General features: G+C 71.4%; 2 protein-coding genes. Both read left to right on the forward strand.

The window, feature by feature from the left end; translation table 11 throughout:
* On the forward strand, window positions 1–690 hold a 690-nt coding region (locus D588_RS0116110), incomplete at its 5' end, for a glycosyltransferase (protein ID WP_017916710.1).
* Window positions 687–1,828: UDP-N-acetylmuramate--L-alanine ligase (murC, locus tag D588_RS0116115; RefSeq protein WP_017916711.1), on the forward strand; the 1,142-nt coding region annotated here is incomplete at its 3' end. The genes D588_RS0116110 and murC, both read left to right, overlap by 4 nt.

Raw genomic sequence — 1,828 nt, forward strand, 5'->3', positions numbered from 1 at the left:
TGGCTGCTGGTGCTGGGCGGCAGCCAGGGCGCGCGCGTACTCAACCAGGCGCTGCCGCAGGCGCTGGCCGCGCTCGGCACGGCCGTCGAGGTGCGCCACCAGTGCGGCGAAGCGCTGCGCGAGGAAGCCGCGCGCGCCTATGCCGATGCCGGCGTCGCCGCCAGCGTCGAAGCCTTCATCGGCGACATGGCCGCCGCCTACGCCTGGGCCGACCTGGTGGTGTGCCGCGCCGGCGCCTCGACCCTGGCCGAACTGTGCGCGGTCGGCATCGGCAGCGCGCTGGTGCCGTTCGCCGCCGCCGTCGACGACCACCAGACCCGCAACGCCGAATACCTGGTCGAGCGCGGCGCCGCCGTGCTGCTGAAGCAGGACGACGCCCTGGCCGGCCGTCTGCAGCGCGTGCTGCGCGACCTGCTGGCGCAGCCTGCGCAGCGCCTGGCGATGGCCGAGGCCGCGCGCCAGCTGGCCAAGCCGGATGCGGCCGAGCGGATTGCGGACATCGTGTTGGAAGAAGCCGGGAATGGAGAACCGGGAATGGGGAATGGGTACAAGCACAATCAAGGGCAGAATCACGCAGTGACACACGCAGACACGAACACGCGACAGGCACGGATCGCTGCCGCCGCCGCGCTTCTTCCAATTCCCGATTCCCGTTTCCCCATTCCCGCCTCCGCAGGAGGCCAGCAATGATCCGCCGTCTCCACGACACCGGCGATCTGGTCCGTGCGTTCCCGCGCGTGCACTTCGTCGGCATCGGCGGCACCGGCATGAGCGGCATCGCCGAGGTCATGCTGACCCTGGGCTATGAGGTCTCCGGTTCGGACAACGCCGACAATGCGGCGACCCGACGCCTGGTCAAGCTCGGCGCGCGGGTGATGCGCGGGCACTCGGCGGCCAACGTGCTCGGTACCGACTGCGTGGTGGTGTCCAGCGCGATCCGCGAGGACAACCCGGAACTGATGGAGGCGCGCAGCCAGCGCATTCCGATCATGCCGCGCGCGGCGATGCTGGCCGAACTGATGCGCTTCCGCCGCGGCATCGCGGTGGCCGGCACCCACGGCAAGACCACCACCACCAGCTTGGCCGCGGCGGTGCTCAGCGAAGGCGGGCTGGACCCGACCTTCGTGATCGGCGGGCAGCTGCTCGCCGCCGGCGCCAACGCCAAGCTCGGCGGCGGCCAGTGGCTGGTGGCCGAGGCCGACGAGAGCGACGGCAGCTTCCTGCGCCTGAACCCGTTGATCTCGGTCATCACCAACATCGATGCCGATCACCTGGAGAACTACGGCAACGACTTCGCCCGGGTCCAGGCGGCATTCGCCGAGTTCCTGCAGCGCCTGCCGTTCTACGGCCTGGCGGTGCTGTGCATCGACGATCCGGAAGTGGCCGCGCTGGCGGCGAAGACCCCGCGCCATGTGATGAGCTACGGGCTCAGCGAGAACGCCGACGTGCGCGCCGAGGACGTGGTGCAGGATGGTCCACGCATGCGCTTCACCCTGCGCCTCCCGGAAGGCAGCAGCATCCCGGTGACCCTGGCGCTGCCGGGCCGCCACAACGTGCTCAACGCGCTGGCCGCCGCCGCCATCGGCTGGCAACTGGGCGTGGCGCCGGAGGCGATCGCCAGCGCGCTGCAGAGCTTCGCCGGCATCGGCCGCCGCTTCAACGACCTGGGCGAAGTGACCACCGCCGGCGGCGCGCGCGTGCGCGTGGTCGACGACTACGGCCACCACCCGCGCGAGCTGGCCGCGGTGTTCGCCGCCGCCCGCGGCGGCTGGCCGGACAAGCGCCTGGTAGTGGCGTTCCAGCCGCATCGCTACAGCCGCACCCGCGA

The sequence above is a fragment of the Xanthomonas sp. SHU 308 genome (assembly GCF_000364645.1).
In the GTDB taxonomy this organism is placed as follows: Bacteria; Pseudomonadota; Gammaproteobacteria; order Xanthomonadales; family Xanthomonadaceae; genus Xanthomonas_A; species Xanthomonas_A sontii.